Consider the following 14,700-nt stretch of genomic DNA (forward strand, 5'->3'; position numbering starts at 1 on the left):
AGAGAATGGCCATTCCAAAATTAACTGCATACGCGCTGCCAACCGCCGCCGAACTGCCGACCAGTAAAGTGAACTGGGCGTTTGAACCGGAGCGCGCCGCGCTGCTGATCCACGATATGCAGGAGTACTTCCTGAACTTCTGGGGCGAAAATAGCGACATGATGCAGCAGGTAGTGGCGAACATCGCTAAACTGCGCGCGTACTGCAAAGAGCACAATATTCCGGTGTACTACACCGCGCAGCCGAAAGATCAGAGCGATGAAGACCGCGCCCTGCTGAACGACATGTGGGGGCCGGGCCTGACCCGCTCGCCGGAGCAGCAGCGCATCGTGGCTGAACTGACGCCGGATGAAGCGGACACCGTGCTGGTGAAGTGGCGCTACAGCGCGTTTCACCGCTCGCCGCTGGAGCAGATGCTGAAAGAGACCGGGCGCAACCAGCTTTTGATTACCGGCGTATACGCCCACATCGGCTGCATGACCACCGCCACCGACGCCTTTATGCGCGACATCAAACCGTTCTTTATCGCCGACGCGCTGGCGGACTTCACCCGCGACGAGCACCTGATGTCGCTGAAATACGTGGCCGGACGTTCGGGCCGCGTGGTGATGACCGACGAGCTGCTGCCGTCCGTTCCGGCAACGAAAGCCGCGCTGCGCGCGCTGATCCTGCCGCTGCTGGACGAGTCCGACGAGCCGATGGATGATGAAAACCTGATCGACTACGGCCTGGATTCAGTGCGCATGATGGCGCTCGCCGCCCGCTGGCGCAAAGTGCACGGCGACATTGATTTCGTGATGCTGGCAAAAAATCCGACCCTCGATGCCTGGTGGGCGCTGCTCTCCCGCGAGGTGAAGTGATGGCTTTTGATTTTACCGGTAAAACCGTCTGGGTGACGGGCGCGGGTAAGGGCATTGGCTATGCGACCGCGCTGGCATTTGTGGAGACCGGGGCGCAGGTGACCGGGTTCGATCTGGCTTTCCCTCACGGCGAATATCCGTTTGCCACCGAAACGCTGGACGTGGCGGATGCGGCGCAGGCGAGTGACGTCTGCGGGCGTTTGCTCAGCAGCCTTGAGCGGCTCGACGTGCTGGTTAACGCAGCGGGCATTCTGCGTATGGGCGCGACGGATCAGCTTTCGCAGGAGGACTGGCAGCAGACCTTTGCGGTCAACGTCGGCGGCGCGTTCAACCTGTTCCAGCAGACGATGGGCCAGTTCCGTCGTCAGCAGGGCGGGGCGATTGTGACCGTAGCCTCTGACGCGGCGCACACGCCGCGCATAGGCATGAGCGCCTACGGCGCGTCGAAAGCGGCGCTGAAAAGCCTGGCGCTGACCGTCGGGCTGGAACTGGCGGGCAGCGGCGTACGCTGTAACCTAGTGTCGCCGGGTTCAACGGATACCGACATGCAGCGCACCCTGTGGACCAGCGACGATGCGGAACAGCGGCGCATTCGCGGCTTTGGCGAGCAATTCAAGCTCGGCATTCCGCTTGGTAAAATTGCCCGTCCGCAGGAGATTGCTGCGACCGTGCTGTTCCTGGCATCCGATGCCGCCAGCCATATCACCTTGCAGGATATCGTGGTGGACGGCGGCTCCACGCTGGGGGCGTAATGATCTGGAAACGTCATTTAACGCTCGAGGAGCTGAACGCCACCAGCCTGAATACGATGGTGGGGCACCTTGGCATCGTCTATACCCGCCTCGGGGACGATACGCTGGAAGCGGAGATGCCGGTGGATGCGCGTACCCATCAGCCGTTTGGCCTGCTGCACGGCGGCGCCTCGGCGGCGCTGGCGGAAACGCTGGGCTCGATGGCCGGTTTTCTGATGACCCGTGACGGGCAGAACGTGGTGGGTACGGAACTGAATGCCACGCACCACCGCGCAGTCTCACACGGTAAGGTACGCGGCGTGTGTCAGCCGCTGCATCTGGGCCGTTCCAGCCAGAGCTGGGAGATCGTGGTGTTCGACGAGCAGGGACGGCGGTGCTGTACCTGTCGGTTGAGTACGATGGTGTTGGGGTAAGTCATTCAGCTGAAAGTGATCGGCTTAACACTGTGGTGTAAATCTCTGGTTTGACCACGCATTATTGCGTTTCAAAGTTGTTAAATTTTACCCGTTGTTCTAGAAACAAAATGTAACATCTCACTGTTTCACAACAACGGACAACAACTATGAACAACTCAGGGAAATACCTTACGTGGGCGGTGCTCTCCGTGGTGGGAGCCTTTGCCCTGGGCTATATCGCCCTCAACCGGGGGGAGCAGATCAACGCGCTGTGGATCGTCGTCGCCTCCGTCTGCATTTATCTGATCGCATACCGTTTTTATGGCCGCTATATCGCAAAGACGGTGCTGGGCGTAGACGGCACGCGCATGACGCCGGCCGTGCGTCATAACGACGGTCTGGACTACGTGCCGACCGATAAAAAAGTGCTGTTCGGTCACCATTTCGCGGCGATTGCCGGGGCAGGCCCGCTGGTGGGGCCGGTACTGGCCGCGCAGATGGGCTACCTGCCGGGGATGATCTGGATCCTCGCGGGGGTGGTGCTGGCGGGCGCGGTGCAGGACTTCATGGTGCTGTTCGTCTCCACCCGTCGCGACGGTCGTTCGCTGGGTGAGCTGGTGAAAGAAGAGATGGGGGCAACCGCCGGGGTGATTGCGCTGGTGGCGACCTTTATGATCATGGTGATCATCCTCGCGGTGCTGGCGATGATCGTGGTGAAAGCGCTGACCCACAGCCCGTGGGGAACCTATACCGTCGCCTTCACCATACCGCTGGCGCTGTTCATGGGGATCTACATTCGCTACCTGCGTCCGGGGCGCATTGGTGAAGTGTCAGTCATTGGCCTGGTGTTCCTGGTGTTTGCCATTATCTCCGGCGGCTGGGTGGCGGAAAGCCCGACCTGGGCGCCGTTCTTCGACTTTACCGGCGTACAGCTGACCTGGATGCTGGTAGGCTACGGCTTCGTGGCGGCGGTGCTGCCGGTATGGCTGCTGCTGGCCCCGCGTGACTACCTCTCTACCTTCCTGAAAATCGGCACCATCGTCGGGCTGGCGATCGGCATTCTGATTATGCGCCCGACCCTGACCATGCCTGCGCTGACCAAATTTATTGACGGCACCGGCCCGGTCTGGACCGGCAATCTGTTCCCGTTCCTGTTTATCACCATCGCCTGTGGGGCGGTGTCGGGCTTCCACGCGCTGATTGCCTCCGGGACCACGCCGAAGATGCTGGCGAATGAAAATCAGGCCTGCCTGATTGGCTACGGCGGCATGCTGATGGAGTCCTTCGTGGCGATTATGGCGCTGGTTTCGGCCTGTATTATTGACCCGGGCGTTTACTTTGCGATGAACAGCCCGATGGCGGTACTGGCCCCGGCCGGCACCGTTGACGTGGTCGCCTCTGCCGCGCAGGTGGTGAGCGGCTGGGGCTTTGCGATTACCCCTGAAACGTTGACGCATATCGCTAATGAGGTGGGCGAGCAGTCGATCATCTCACGCGCGGGCGGGGCACCGACGCTGGCGGTGGGCATGGCCTACATCCTGCACGGCGCGCTGGTCGGGCTGATGGATGTCTCGTTCTGGTATCACTTCGCCATTCTGTTCGAGGCGCTATTTATTCTGACGGCGGTGGATGCCGGTACGCGTGCGGCGCGCTTTATGTTGCAGGATCTGCTGGGGGTGATCTCCCCGAACCTGAAACGTACCGATTCACTCCCGGCTAACCTGCTGGCGACGGCGCTGTGCGTGCTGGCGTGGGGCTACTTCCTGCATCAGGGCGTGGTCGACCCGCTGGGCGGGATTAATACCCTGTGGCCGCTGTTCGGTATCGCCAACCAGATGCTGGCGGGCATGGCCCTGATGCTCTGCGCGGTAGTGCTGTTCAAGATGAAGCGCCAGCGTTACGCATGGGTGGCGCTGGTGCCAACGGCGTGGCTGCTGATCTGTACCCTGACCGCGGGCTGGCAGAAAGCCTTCAGCCCGGACAACAAGGTGGGCTTCCTGGCGATCGCCAATAAGTTCCAGGCGATGATCGACAGCGGTAAGATCCCGGCACAGTACACCGAATCTCAGCTGTCGCAGCTGGTGTTTAACAACCGTCTGGACGCCGGGCTGACCATCTTCTTTATGGTGGTGGTTGTGGTGCTGGCGTTGTATTCTCTGAAAACCGCGCTGGCGGCGTTGAAAGTCGACAAACCGACGGCGAAAGAGACGCCGTATGAGCCAATGCCTGAGAACCTGGACGAGATTGTCACCCAGGCGAAAGGGGCGCATTAACATTACCAAACCCCCTCACCCCAGCCCTCTCCCCAAAGGGGAGAGGGTGTTAAAGTTCCCTCTCCCCTTTGGGGAGAGGGTCAGGGTGAGGGGAATACAAACGAGAAACTGATTATGTTCGACACCCTTTCCAAAGCAGGTAAATACCTGGGCCAGGCCGCTAAAATGATGATTGGCGTGCCGGATTACGACAATTACGTCGAGCATATGCGCGTCAACCACCCGGACCAGACGCCCATGACCTACGAAGAATTTTTCCGCGACCGTCAGGACGCCCGCTACGGCGGCAAGGGCGGGGCGAAGTGCTGTTAACCCTCTTTCGGTAAATAGAGGCTGATCTGCTCCTGTTTACAGCCGTAAAGTGCCGCCAGCTTTTCGCGGGTGCGCTTTTGCGGTCGGGAGTCCAGCGCTTCCAGCTGTGACACGGCGGACTGGCTGATGCCAAGCTTCTCCGCCACCTCCTGCTGGGACATGCCGCGTAAAATGCGCCAGGCGGCCTGTAGGCTGACGTTCTCGTTATGCATGATGTCGCACACTTCACCCGGTAAACCTACGTTATCGTAGATGTCTGATTCGTAAGGGATGTCTTCCCAGTCGTTTTCATCATCGTCATCGTACTCAAGCATGGCTAAACGCATGCGAAAATATTCACCGTAGGGTATGACAACATACTGTTTTTTTCCTTCTTCATCCTTGATGAACTGAATAGTCATATTCCGTATGCTCCTCATGAAGGTAGGTAGTGGTTGTCCGGCGTTTTACTGCCACTACGTAGCAGATATCACCCGGCGGGTCTCCGAAGGTGTAAATGACCTTGTAATCACCTAATCGCAACCTGTAGTGGTTTTCGGGAGAAGATAATTTCTTGATATCCGCGACAGGTGATGTTTTATCGTCCATCTTCTCCAGCCTGAATTTAATGCGGTTCTGATATCGAGGATCGATTTTAGAAAACTGCTTCTCTGCTGTTTTAGACCACACAATCTTCATCCGTACCTCCACTGTACGCCCATACAAAATATAAGGAAATAATAAGACTATTAGATAAATTCCGAATTTCTAATGGGGTACTGTAGAGCGGAGAATAACCGCGAGAAAGCGGCAAAACGCGAATCGTCGAGGCGGCTCGAACAGGCCTCTGCCGGGCGACAGAGGCATACAGTAAATTTGCGATCAGGCGTTCAGACCGCCGTCGACATCCAGACCGGTGCCGGAAATTTGCCCCGCAGCCGGGCTGGCGAGGAAGGTGACTGCCGCTGCGATATCCTCCGGCTGGCCGTAATGGCCCAGGGCAATAAGCTGACGCTGAGAGTCAGCCTGCTCGCCGTCTTCCGGGTTCATATCGCTGTTGGTCGGGCCGGGGTGGACCAGGTTGACGGTAATGCCACGCGGGCCTAAATCACGGGCCAGACCTCGGGTGAGAGAGTTAAGGGCAGACTTGGTCATCGAGTAGACGGCGATCCCCGGCTGCGCCACGCGGTTCGCCAGACAGCTGCCGATGTTGATGATGCGTCCGCCGTCCGACATATGCACCAGCGCTTCCTGAATGGCGATCACCACGCCGTGGATGTTGACGTTGATCAGAGCGTCGATGTCCGCCAGGGTCATGGACTCCAGCGGGCCGCCGCGCGCTATCCCGGCGTTATTGACCAGAATATCCAGCCCGCCGAGGGAGCGCGCCGCCTGCGTGACCGCATCCTGAATCGCCTGCGCGCTGGCGCTGTCGCCCTGAATCGCCTCGCCGTGTCGCCCCAGCGCGTTGATCTCATCGACGACCTGCTGGGCTTTATCGACGGATTTTTCGTAGGTGATAACCACATCGGCACCGGCGCGCGCCAGCGACAGCGCAATCGCCCGACCCAGCCCACGACTGGCGCCGGTAACCAGCGCCTTTTTACCTGTTAAATCGATCTGCATGATGACCTCGTTGCAAGAGTGGAGAGAATCATCATTAGGTATAGCCCGTCGGCGCAATTAACGGCTGAAGGATTCCACCTTCGCAAACGCGGCGCGCAGCACCTCAGGCGTTAACGTCACCGGCAGATAGTGAATCGACTCCACCGGGCGCAGGGTGTGGGCAATGACCTTATCCAGCTCGTCGCGGTTGTGAATATCGACGTCCAGCTCGCGAAGCGTGATCGGCAGGTTAAAGCGTTGGTATGCCGCCACCAGCTGCGCCAGCACGTCGTCCTGGCCGAGCAGGGCGCTCTGGACCAGAATGCCGTAGGCCACCTTGGTGCCGTGCAGGTATTTTTCCGTCTGCGGCAGCACGGTTAAGCCGTTGTGCACCGCGTGCGCCGCCGCCACGCGGGTATAGCGCTCACCCAGACCGCCGACCATTCCGCCTCCGGCAATAATCGCATCCACCACGTCCCGGAACGCCTGCGTCTGTTCGCCGCGCTGCTGATCTGCAAGCGCCTCTTCGCTGCGTTCCAGCAGCACGTCGCGGATCGCCAGCGCACCGTTCAGGCCAAGACGCACGGTCAGCGGCAGACTCTCAGGTTGAGGGGCGAGCACCGCCGCTTCGTACCACTTCGCCAGCGTATCGCCGATGCCCGCCAGCAGGTATTCCGCCGGGGCGTTAAGGATGATCTGCGGCTCCACCAGCACCAGAAAGTTGGCGTCGTCAAAAATCTCAAACTGTAGCGCCTGACCGGCATCGTTGTACCACACGGAGAGCGGGGTCCACGCCGCGCAGGTGGCGGCGATAGTGGGAATGCCCACGAACGGCACGCCCAGACGACGTGCCACGGCCTTGACGGTATCCATTACCGCACCGCCGCCCACGCCAATCACCACGCTGGTTTCACTTCCCGACTCGTTTACCAGATGAGTGACGTCACGCTCGCTGCAATGGCCCTTAAACAACAGATGTTTTGCCCCCGTCGCGTTAAAACTCTGCGGCAGATAAGGGCGTGCGCCCTCGATTGCCCGCTTGCCGTAGATCCACACCGCGCGGGAAAGTTGTTCCGGAGTAAAGAAATTATCCAGGTGTGCAAGGCTTCCCGGATGAGAGAAGTAGTTCGCCGGGCCGGGTACGACGCGGATATCGGTGTTGCTCATGAAGTTGTCCTTTTTTAGCAAGCGCTAACCCGATGTTATGTCTGGACATCCGGATGGCTAATAATATTTCGCTTTATCTTATGCCTTTTCCGTCGTTGTCAGTCAACCGGAGCTGTGAAAAATTCGCTAAATCAGAAGAGTAATGAAGGATTTACGCGGATGGTTTCCAGTCGCCTTGAGATGCGCGGTATCAGCCTGGCCTTTTCCGGCTTTCAGGCCCTGTCGCGCGTGGATTTCACCCTGAACGGCGGGTCGGTGCATGCGCTGACCGGCGCCAACGGCGCGGGGAAATCGACGCTGATGGCGGTGCTGTGCGGGACGCACGACCACTATGAAGGCGAAATCTGCATTAACAACCAGCCGGTAAGCATCCGCGAGCCGCTGGACGCCAAACGGCTGGGCATCCACCTCGTGCAGCAGGAGGTGGACGTGGCGCTGATCCCGGGGTTAAGCATTGCTGAAAACATCATGCTCGACCAGCTGGCGCAGCCAGGGCACCGCTACCGCTGGCGCGACATCCGCCAGCAGGCGCGGCAGGCGCTGGCGCAGCTGGATGTTTCGCTCGACGTTCGCCGCTCCATCGACAGCTGCACGCTTGCCGAAAAGCAGCAGATTTTGCTGGCACGCGCTTTGTCCCACCACTGCCGTTTTTTAATTCTTGACGAGCCCACCGCGCCGCTGGACGCGCACGAGAGCGAGCGTCTGTTTGCGGTGGTAAGACGTCTGCAACAGCAGGGCATCGGCGTGGTGTTTATCTCTCACCGCATTCACGAGCTAAAAGCTATCTGCGACACCCTCACGGTGCTGCGCGACGGCAGGCTGATTGAGTCTGGCCCGATGGCCGATCTCAGCGGTGAAGAGATTGTTGAGAAGATGCTCGGCCACGAGCTGAGCGATATCTATCCGCCCGCGCGGCCGCCGCACGGCGACGAAACGCTGCTGCGGGTAGAAGGGCTGCACGACGATGCGCTGCTGAAAGATATCTCGCTGCACCTGCGCAAGGGCGAAATTCTCGGCATTGCCGGGCTGGCGGGCGCGGGCAAAACAGAACTCTGTAAGGCGCTGTTTGGCGCCAGTAAAAGCCGCGTCGCGAACGGCGAGCTGAACCATCAGCCCTGGAAACCGCGCGCTCCGGCAGACTCGGTGCTGCGCGGCCTGGCGCTGGTGCCGGAAGAGCGGCGCAAAGAGGGCATTTTTATCGACGAGACGGTGAGCATGAATCTTGCCGTGTGCGCCGATAACAGCTTCTCGCGCTGGAGCCTGTTCGGCCATCGTCAGGCGTGGCGCTGGGCGGAGGAGGTGATTGCCCGCGTCGGCGTGCGCACGCGCGGGCCGGGGCAGGTGCTGCGTCGCTTATCTGGCGGCAACCAGCAGAAGGTCGCCATCGGTAAATGGTTGCGTAATGACGCCAGCGTGCTGATATTCGACGAGCCGACCAAAGGCGTGGACGTGAAGGCCAAAACCGATCTGTTTCAGCTTATCGACGGCCTGGCGCGCGAGGGCAAAGGGGTGATTTACGCCTCCGGCGAGTTCGCCGAGCTGGTGGGGCTCTGCGACCGCATCTGCGTGCTGTGGGACGGGCGCATCGTGGCGGAAATCGCCGGAGCAGAGGCCCGGGAAGAGACACTACTTTATTATTCAACCGGAGGAACGGCGTCGTGAGCAAGGCCCTTTCAGTGACCGCGGCGGCGTCTGGCCGTCAGCAACTTTTCGATTTTCTCTACAAGTGGGGCATGTTGCTGACCGTCGTCGCGCTGGTGGCCGTCTTTGGCCTGGCGTCGGACAGCTTCCTCGATCCGAACAACATCATTAACATTCTGCGCTCGATTGCCATCGTGACGGTGATTGCCATCGGCGTGTCGATCTCCCTGACCGTCGGCGGGTTCGATCTCTCGGTGGGATCCACCGCGTCGCTGGCGAACGCGCTGGTGATTTCGCTCTTCGTCTGGCACGGCTTCGGCACTACCGAGTCGATTGTAATCACTCTCGCGCTCTGTACGCTGGTCGGCCTGTTTAACGCGTTTCTGATCGTCATCCTGCGCATTCCGGACATGCTTGCGACCCTTGCCAGCCTGTTTGTCATCCAGGGCGTGGCGATGACCTACAGCTACGGCGGGTCGATTACCGAGAACATGGTGCTGCCGAGCGGCGACATGGCGGAAGGGACCATTCCGGCGGCGTTCAGCCTGCTGGGGCAGGTGCCGACCATTGTGATCGTCATGCTGGTGGTGACGATTCTGGCGCAGCTGGGCCTGTCGCTGACCACTCATGGACGCCGGATGTACGCCATTGGCGGCAACCCCGAAGCCGCGCGCCTCTCTGGCATTCGCACCACGCGCTACAAGGTGGCAGCCTACGTGATTGCCTCCCTGCTGGCGGGCCTGGGCGGGATTTTGCTGGCATCGCGCATTGGGTCGTCGCAGGTGAATGCGGGTGGCGGTTACCTGATGGATGCGGTGGCGGCGGCGTGGATCGGCTTCTCGCTGGCCGGGTCCGGCAAGCCGAATGCCCTGGGGACCCTGGTGGGGGCGGTGATCCTCGGCGTGCTGTCGAACGGGCTGGTGATGCTCTCCGTGCCGTATTACGCCATGGACATTATAAAAGGGCTGGTGCTCGCGGTAGCGCTGGCGATTACCTACATACAAAAACGCTGACAACACAACGGGATAAAAAATGAAAAAGATTGCACTCTCTTTGGTGGCATTAGGGTTATTCACCGCTCTGCCTGGCTTCGCGGCCACGCCCGCACCGCTCCCGGCGGCCATTGCCAACCATGACGGCCCCATTCGCATTGCGGTGATCCGCAACCTCGGCTCAGACGACAACACCACGCAGTTTGTTGCCGGGGCCATTCAGGAAGGGAAAAAGCTCGGCTTTAAGGTCAGCACCTTTTTGAGCAACGGGGATGACGCTAAATTCCAGGACTTCGTGAACCAGGCCATCAGCCAGAAATATGACGGGATCATCCTGTCGCAGGGCCGCGATCCGTACTCCACCGCGCTGGTGAAGAAGGCGGTGGATGCCGGGATCAAGGTCGCCGTATTTGATACCGCCGTCAACGGTGAGATCCCGGGCGTGACCGTTACCCAACAGGACGATGCCTCTCTGACCAATCTCTCCTTCGGCCAGCTGGCGAAAGATTTCAACGGCAAGGCCAATATCGTCAAGCTGTGGGTAGCGGGCTTCCCGCCGATGGAGCGTCGTCAGGCGGCGTATAAAGAGTTGCAAAAGCAATACCCGGAGATTAAAGAGCTGGAGTCCATCGGCGCGGTCTCCTCTGACGTGCAGGGCGACACCGCCAACAAGGTGGGTGCGATCCTGGCGAAATACCCGAAAGGCAAAATCGACGCCATCTGGGGGACCTGGGATGCCTTCAGCCAGGGCGCGTATAAGGCGCTGAAAGAGAACGGCCGCACCGAGATCAAACTCTACAGCATCGACATCTCCAACCAGGATTTACAGCTGATGCGCGAGCCGGGTAGCCCGTGGAAGGTGAGCGTGGCGGTAGATCCGAAGCTGATTGGCGCGACCAACGTACGCCTGATCGCCAACAAGATTGCCGGTGAAGCCACGCCTGCCACCTACGACTTCAAAGCCGCTGCGATCCCGCAGGCGCTGCTGACCGCGCAGCCGGGGGCGGTGAACGTGGCGTCGCTGGGCAAAATCATTCCGGGCTGGGGCCAGACGGAAGATTTTATCGCGCCGTGGTTTGCGACGCTGGAAGCGAAAAATAAATGAGCATGCTTCCTACGCCAGAATACAGCCGCAATATGCGGCTGATTGGCCATAGCGACCAGGGCGGTCGTCCGGATGGCGTGCAGCTGATGGTGCACCGCGGCTTTGCGTATATCGGCCATATGGTGTCGCAGGGCTTTTCGATTGTCGACGTGCGCGATCCAAAAAATCCGAAACCCGCGGGCTATGTCCCCGCGCCGCCGGGCACCTGGAACGTGCACCTCCAGGCGCATGACGACCTGCTGCTGGTGATCAACGCCCGGGATCTGTTTGCCGATGCCCGCTTCGCCGACGAGAAGGTCTACTACACCCGTCAGGTAGGAGAGACCGTCAGCGACGTTCAGGACAGGGGCTGGAGCGCCGGGCTTCGCGTTTTTGATATCTCCACGCCGGACAGGCCGCGCGAAATCGGCTTTCTGTCGCTGAGCGGCATCGGCATTCACCGCATCTGGTACGTCGGTGGCCGCTGGGCGTACGTGTCGGCGCTGATCGACGGTTTTACCGACTACATTTTCCTGACCATTGACCTGGCGGACCCGCGCAAGCCCGAGGTGGCGGGGCGCTGGTGGCTGCCGGGGATGAACCAGTCCGCAGGCGAACAGCCGGACTGGCCGGAAGGGAAACGCTACGCCCTCCACCACGCGATTATTGCGGGGGATACCGCGTACGGCAGCTGGCGCGACGGCGGCCTGACGCTGCTGGACGTGAAGGATCGCACCCAGCCTAAGCTCATTAGCCACCGTAACTGGAGCCCGCCGTTTGGCGGTGGGACGCACACCGCGCTGCCGCTGCCGGACCGCGATCTGCTGGTGGTGCTGGACGAAGCGGTGCTCGATAACCAGGAAGACGGCGAGAAGCTGATCTGGCTGTTTGATATTCGCGAGCCGTCGAACCCGGTGAGTATCTCTACCTTCCCGCATCCGGATGAAATCGACTACGTGGCGAAAGGGGCGCATTTTGGCCCGCACAACCTGCACGAGAACCGGCCGGGGAGCTTTGTCAGCTCCACGCTGATCTTTGCGACGTATCAGAACGCGGGCGTGCGCGCATATGACATTTCCAATCCGTATCGCCCGGTGGAAACGGGAGCGCTGGTGCGCGCGGCGCCGGAGAGGATGATGGATACGCGGCCGAATCGCCCGCAGGTGATCCAGTCGTGCGACGTGTTTGTGGATGCGCAGGGGATTATTTACAGCACGGATTATAACGGTGGGTTGTCGGTGATTGAGTATCTGGGGTGAGTGCGGTTTGATGCCCTCACCCCGGCCCTCTCCCACGGGGAGAGGGAGAAAATCAACTGTACTGCCGCACCCGCGCCACCAGATCTTCCGCGCTGTCGATACGATCGGCAATCACAATCAGCGCCTTGCCGAGCGTTATCCCGTGGCGTAGGCATTCGTGGCGCATCGCCTCGTCCTGAATGGTGTCGATATCCGCGACGTGGGAAAGCCCGACGCTGCGGCGAATGAGTTCGGTGCCGCAGAAGCCGATGGCATCATGCCAGACCTTTTTCAGGAAGGCGGAGGCATAGCCCGGCGCGCTGAGCGCCGCGTCGCGCGTTTTCTCGTGCGCCAGCGCCTGGAAGCGCTCCGCGAAGGTGTTCCACAGCTCCTGAATATCGGTCAGGCGCTGCTCGCGCGCGGCGGCGGCATCGCGAATGCCCAGGTGCCCCGGCAGGCCGCAGAAGTTGAGCAGCAGGTTGCCGATGGCGGTGCCGATGTCAAAGCCCATCGGCCCGAAATAGCCGAACTCGGCATCGATGGCCTTCAGGCTGCCGTCGGCGACAAAAATCGAGCCGCTGTGGATATCCCCGTGCAGCAGGGCTTCAGCCTGAGAAAAGAAGCGGTGCTTGAGGGAGGCCACGGCAATTTTCAGCTGGGCGTCGTCGCGTAGCGCGGCGACGTCATTTTCCAGCTCGGCCGGGTAGCTGTTGCGCGCGTGGATCTGGTACGGATCGTTGAAGAACAGATCTTCGGTGATCTCACACATCTCCGGGTTGATGAATTTCGCCACCTGCGCTTTCTTCTCGTGCGGATGCAGGAAGAAATCGCTGGTGTGGAACAGCGCGTGCGCGAGGTATTCACCCAGCTGACGCGCCGCCTGCGGGTAATAATTATTTTTGATCAGCTCGCCGCGCCAGATGCGATGGCTGGAGAGATCTTCCATCACCATTACCGCCAGTTCCGGGTCAAAGTGGTGGATTTTCACGGTGTGCTGCGGGCTGTGCCGGTGGTGCTCGACCAGCGTTTGCGCCTCCAGACGGGCACGATCCAGCGTCAGCGGCCAGGATTCGCCGACGCAGCGTACATAGGGCAGCGCCTGCTTAACGACGATGCGGCTCACGCCCGCGCTGTCGAAAATTTTAAAAACCAGATTGAGGTTGCCGTCGCCCACTTCCTGCGCCTCTACCAGGGATGACGGATCGTCAAGTCCGCCAAACTGCCTGGCATACTCCACGGCGTCCTGAGCGGTAAAGGTACGGTATTGCGACATGGCCTGCTCCTCAGTTTTGCTAATTAAGACATGTAGACGTCTATACATCTGGATTTCATCCTGACACAATGTGCTACAACAACGCAACAGGGAATTAACGACATGCAGACATTACAGACGACCAGCCTGCGGGTGGCGAATAATCAGCTCTTTATTCTCGACCAGCAGGCGCTTCCGCAGGAGAAACGCTGGCTGGATGCCTCGACGGTCGAGGCGCTGGTCGGTCATATCCACGCTTTGCGCGTACGCGGCGCGCCGCTGATTGGTCTCTCTGCAAGCCTGCTGCTGGCGCTGTTAGCGGAAAGCGGCAAAAGCCGCGACGAGCTGGCGGTGGCGCTGGAAACCCTGCGCGCATCCCGCCCGACGGCGGTAAACCTGATGAACAACCTCGACCGCATGAAGCTGGCGCTGTGGCAGGAAGAGTATGTTCCGGCGCTGGTGGCGGAGGCGCTGCGCCTGATTGACGAAGACAAACGGCTCTGCGACGCGATTGCAAAAGCGGGCAGCGCGCTGGTGAAGCCCGGCAGCCGTCTGCTGACCCACTGCAACACCGGCGGGCTGGCGACGGCGGGCGTCGGTACCGCGCTGGGGGTGATTGCTCGCGCGCATAAGGAAGGCAAGGTAAGCAACGTCTGGGTGGATGAAACCCGTCCGCTATTGCAGGGCGGCAGGCTGACCGCGTGGGAACTCGGCGAGCTGGGCGTGCCGTATCAGCTAATTACCGACTCCATGGCCGCCAGCCTGATGGCAAAAGGGCAGGTGGACGCCGTGTGGGTGGGGGCAGACCGCATTGCGGCCAACGGCGACGTGGCGAACAAAATCGGCACCTACTCTCTGGCGGTGCTGGCGAAATTCCACGGCATTCCGTTCTATGTCGCCGCGCCGCAAACGACCCTCGACCCGGACTGCCCGAACGGCGACGCGATCCCGATTGAGCAGCGCGCCGCCAGCGAGGTGACGGGCGTGGCGGGAAGCTTTGGCGCGGTGCAGTGGGCGCCGGAAAACGCGCAGGTCTATAACCCGGCGTTTGACGTCACCCCCGCCTCGCTGATTAGCGGCTGGGTGCTGGATACGGGCGTGGTCACTCCGGACGAGGTGGCGGAAGGGAAATTTGCCTGAGTCCGGCTAT

The 14,700-nt window shown here is 60.5% G+C and carries 15 protein-coding genes; 10 read left to right on the forward strand and 5 right to left on the reverse strand.

The window, feature by feature from the left end:
• Window positions 1–5 precede the first annotated feature (5 nt).
• From O1724_RS06505 to O1724_RS06525, 5 genes are all read left to right on the forward strand, one after another.
• A complete protein-coding gene (locus tag O1724_RS06505; protein WP_048243602.1) occupies window positions 6–860 on the forward strand; it encodes an isochorismatase in 855 nt (284 codons plus the stop codon).
• Window positions 860–1,612: a 2,3-dihydro-2,3-dihydroxybenzoate dehydrogenase EntA gene (gene entA / locus O1724_RS06510; RefSeq protein ID WP_032608826.1), complete on the forward strand. Its 753-nt coding sequence runs from the start codon at window positions 860–862 to the stop codon at window positions 1,610–1,612. The genes O1724_RS06505 and entA overlap by 1 nt, the downstream gene beginning before the upstream one ends.
• Window positions 1,612–2,025 carry a proofreading thioesterase EntH gene (gene entH, locus O1724_RS06515; RefSeq protein ID WP_015571173.1) on the forward strand — a complete coding sequence of 138 codons (414 nt, stop codon included), beginning with the start codon at window positions 1,612–1,614 and terminating at the stop codon, window positions 2,023–2,025. The genes entA and entH overlap by 1 nt, the downstream gene beginning before the upstream one ends.
• A 149-nt stretch (window positions 2,026–2,174) precedes the next feature.
• Window positions 2,175–4,280, forward strand: a complete 2,106-nt coding sequence (gene cstA, locus O1724_RS06520) for a pyruvate/proton symporter CstA (RefSeq protein ID WP_126297171.1) — start codon at window positions 2,175–2,177, stop codon at window positions 4,278–4,280.
• 114 nt (window positions 4,281–4,394) lie between these two features.
• Window positions 4,395–4,592, forward strand: coding sequence for a YbdD/YjiX family protein (locus O1724_RS06525; protein ID WP_006809671.1), 198 nt, complete (start codon window positions 4,395–4,397; stop codon window positions 4,590–4,592).
• On the opposite strand, the gene O1724_RS06530 is transcribed toward O1724_RS06525, so the two are convergent.
• From O1724_RS06530 to O1724_RS06545, 4 genes are all read right to left on the reverse strand, one after another.
• A complete protein-coding gene (locus O1724_RS06530; protein WP_023324295.1) occupies window positions 4,589–4,993 on the reverse strand; it encodes a helix-turn-helix domain-containing protein in 405 nt (134 codons plus the stop codon). The genes O1724_RS06525 and O1724_RS06530 overlap by 4 nt on opposite strands.
• Window positions 4,968–5,270, reverse strand: coding sequence for a type II toxin-antitoxin system RelE family toxin (locus O1724_RS06535; protein WP_126297170.1), 303 nt, complete (start codon window positions 5,268–5,270; stop codon window positions 4,968–4,970). The genes O1724_RS06530 and O1724_RS06535 overlap by 26 nt, the downstream gene beginning before the upstream one ends.
• Window positions 5,271–5,453: 183 nt before the next feature.
• On the reverse strand, window positions 5,454–6,197 hold the full coding sequence (locus O1724_RS06540) for an SDR family NAD(P)-dependent oxidoreductase (protein WP_126297169.1): 744 nt from the start codon (window positions 6,195–6,197) through the stop codon (window positions 5,454–5,456).
• 57 nt (window positions 6,198–6,254) lie between these two features.
• Window positions 6,255–7,343 carry an oxidoreductase gene (locus tag O1724_RS06545; RefSeq protein WP_126297168.1) on the reverse strand — a complete coding sequence of 363 codons (1,089 nt, stop codon included), beginning with the start codon at window positions 7,341–7,343 and terminating at the stop codon, window positions 6,255–6,257.
• A 159-nt stretch (window positions 7,344–7,502) separates the two neighbouring features.
• Between O1724_RS06545 and O1724_RS06550 the strand changes: the two genes are divergently transcribed.
• From O1724_RS06550 to O1724_RS06565, 4 genes are read left to right on the forward strand one after another with little or no spacing between them, the layout of a single operon-like run.
• Window positions 7,503–9,005, forward strand: coding sequence for a sugar ABC transporter ATP-binding protein (locus O1724_RS06550; protein ID WP_126297167.1), 1,503 nt, complete (start codon window positions 7,503–7,505; stop codon window positions 9,003–9,005).
• Window positions 9,002–9,997 carry an ABC transporter permease gene (locus tag O1724_RS06555; protein ID WP_023315600.1) on the forward strand — a complete coding sequence of 332 codons (996 nt, stop codon included), beginning with the start codon at window positions 9,002–9,004 and terminating at the stop codon, window positions 9,995–9,997. The genes O1724_RS06550 and O1724_RS06555 overlap by 4 nt, the downstream gene beginning before the upstream one ends.
• A gap of 19 nt (window positions 9,998–10,016) precedes the next feature.
• The gene (locus tag O1724_RS06560; protein WP_022650577.1) at window positions 10,017–11,081 is read left to right on the forward strand and encodes a sugar ABC transporter substrate-binding protein; all 1,065 of its coding nucleotides are present in this window, start codon (window positions 10,017–10,019) and stop codon (window positions 11,079–11,081) included.
• Complete coding sequence (locus O1724_RS06565; RefSeq protein ID WP_126297166.1) at window positions 11,078–12,319, forward strand: LVIVD repeat-containing protein; 1,242 nt, start codon at window positions 11,078–11,080, stop codon at window positions 12,317–12,319. Before O1724_RS06560 ends, O1724_RS06565 begins: the two co-directional genes overlap by 4 nt.
• Before the next feature lie 52 nt (window positions 12,320–12,371).
• Here the strand turns inward: O1724_RS06565 and mtnK are convergent, their stop codons facing one another.
• Window positions 12,372–13,571 (reverse strand): S-methyl-5-thioribose kinase, encoded by a 1,200-nt coding sequence (gene mtnK / locus O1724_RS06570; protein WP_126297165.1) that lies wholly within the window; start codon window positions 13,569–13,571, stop codon window positions 12,372–12,374.
• 102 nt (window positions 13,572–13,673) lie between these two features.
• Here mtnK and mtnA point away from each other — a divergent pair, with 102 nt between their 5' ends.
• Window positions 13,674–14,690, forward strand: a complete 1,017-nt coding sequence (mtnA, locus tag O1724_RS06575; RefSeq protein ID WP_126297164.1) for an S-methyl-5-thioribose-1-phosphate isomerase — start codon at window positions 13,674–13,676, stop codon at window positions 14,688–14,690.
• Window positions 14,691–14,700: the final 10 nt, after the last annotated feature.

This window comes from Enterobacter cloacae complex sp. HYC074_NIDB (genome assembly GCF_056673345.1).

Excerpts from the sequence above, each read along its gene's own strand:
- entH (WP_015571173.1), top strand. The coding sequence starts at position 1,612 with ATGATCTGGAAACGTCATTTAACGCTCGAGGAGCTGAACGCCACCAGC.
- O1724_RS06525 (WP_006809671.1), top strand. The coding sequence starts at position 4,395 with ATGTTCGACACCCTTTCCAAAGCAGGTAAATACCTGGGCCAGGCCGCT.
- mtnK (WP_126297165.1), bottom strand. The coding sequence starts at position 13,571 with ATGTCGCAATACCGTACCTTTACCGCTCAGGACGCCGTGGAGTATGCC.
- entA (WP_032608826.1), top strand. The coding sequence starts at position 860 with ATGGCTTTTGATTTTACCGGTAAAACCGTCTGGGTGACGGGCGCGGGT.
- O1724_RS06560 (WP_022650577.1), top strand. The coding sequence starts at position 10,017 with ATGAAAAAGATTGCACTCTCTTTGGTGGCATTAGGGTTATTCACCGCT.
- mtnA (WP_126297164.1), top strand. The coding sequence starts at position 13,674 with ATGCAGACATTACAGACGACCAGCCTGCGGGTGGCGAATAATCAGCTC.
- O1724_RS06540 (WP_126297169.1), bottom strand. The coding sequence starts at position 6,197 with ATGCAGATCGATTTAACAGGTAAAAAGGCGCTGGTTACCGGCGCCAGT.
- O1724_RS06505 (WP_048243602.1), top strand. The coding sequence starts at position 6 with ATGGCCATTCCAAAATTAACTGCATACGCGCTGCCAACCGCCGCCGAA.
- O1724_RS06550 (WP_126297167.1), top strand. The coding sequence starts at position 7,503 with ATGGTTTCCAGTCGCCTTGAGATGCGCGGTATCAGCCTGGCCTTTTCC.
- O1724_RS06545 (WP_126297168.1), bottom strand. The coding sequence starts at position 7,343 with ATGAGCAACACCGATATCCGCGTCGTACCCGGCCCGGCGAACTACTTC.
- O1724_RS06530 (WP_023324295.1), bottom strand. The coding sequence starts at position 4,993 with ATGACTATTCAGTTCATCAAGGATGAAGAAGGAAAAAAACAGTATGTT.
- O1724_RS06535 (WP_126297170.1), bottom strand. The coding sequence starts at position 5,270 with ATGAAGATTGTGTGGTCTAAAACAGCAGAGAAGCAGTTTTCTAAAATC.
- cstA (WP_126297171.1), top strand. The coding sequence starts at position 2,175 with ATGAACAACTCAGGGAAATACCTTACGTGGGCGGTGCTCTCCGTGGTG.
- O1724_RS06565 (WP_126297166.1), top strand. The coding sequence starts at position 11,078 with ATGAGCATGCTTCCTACGCCAGAATACAGCCGCAATATGCGGCTGATT.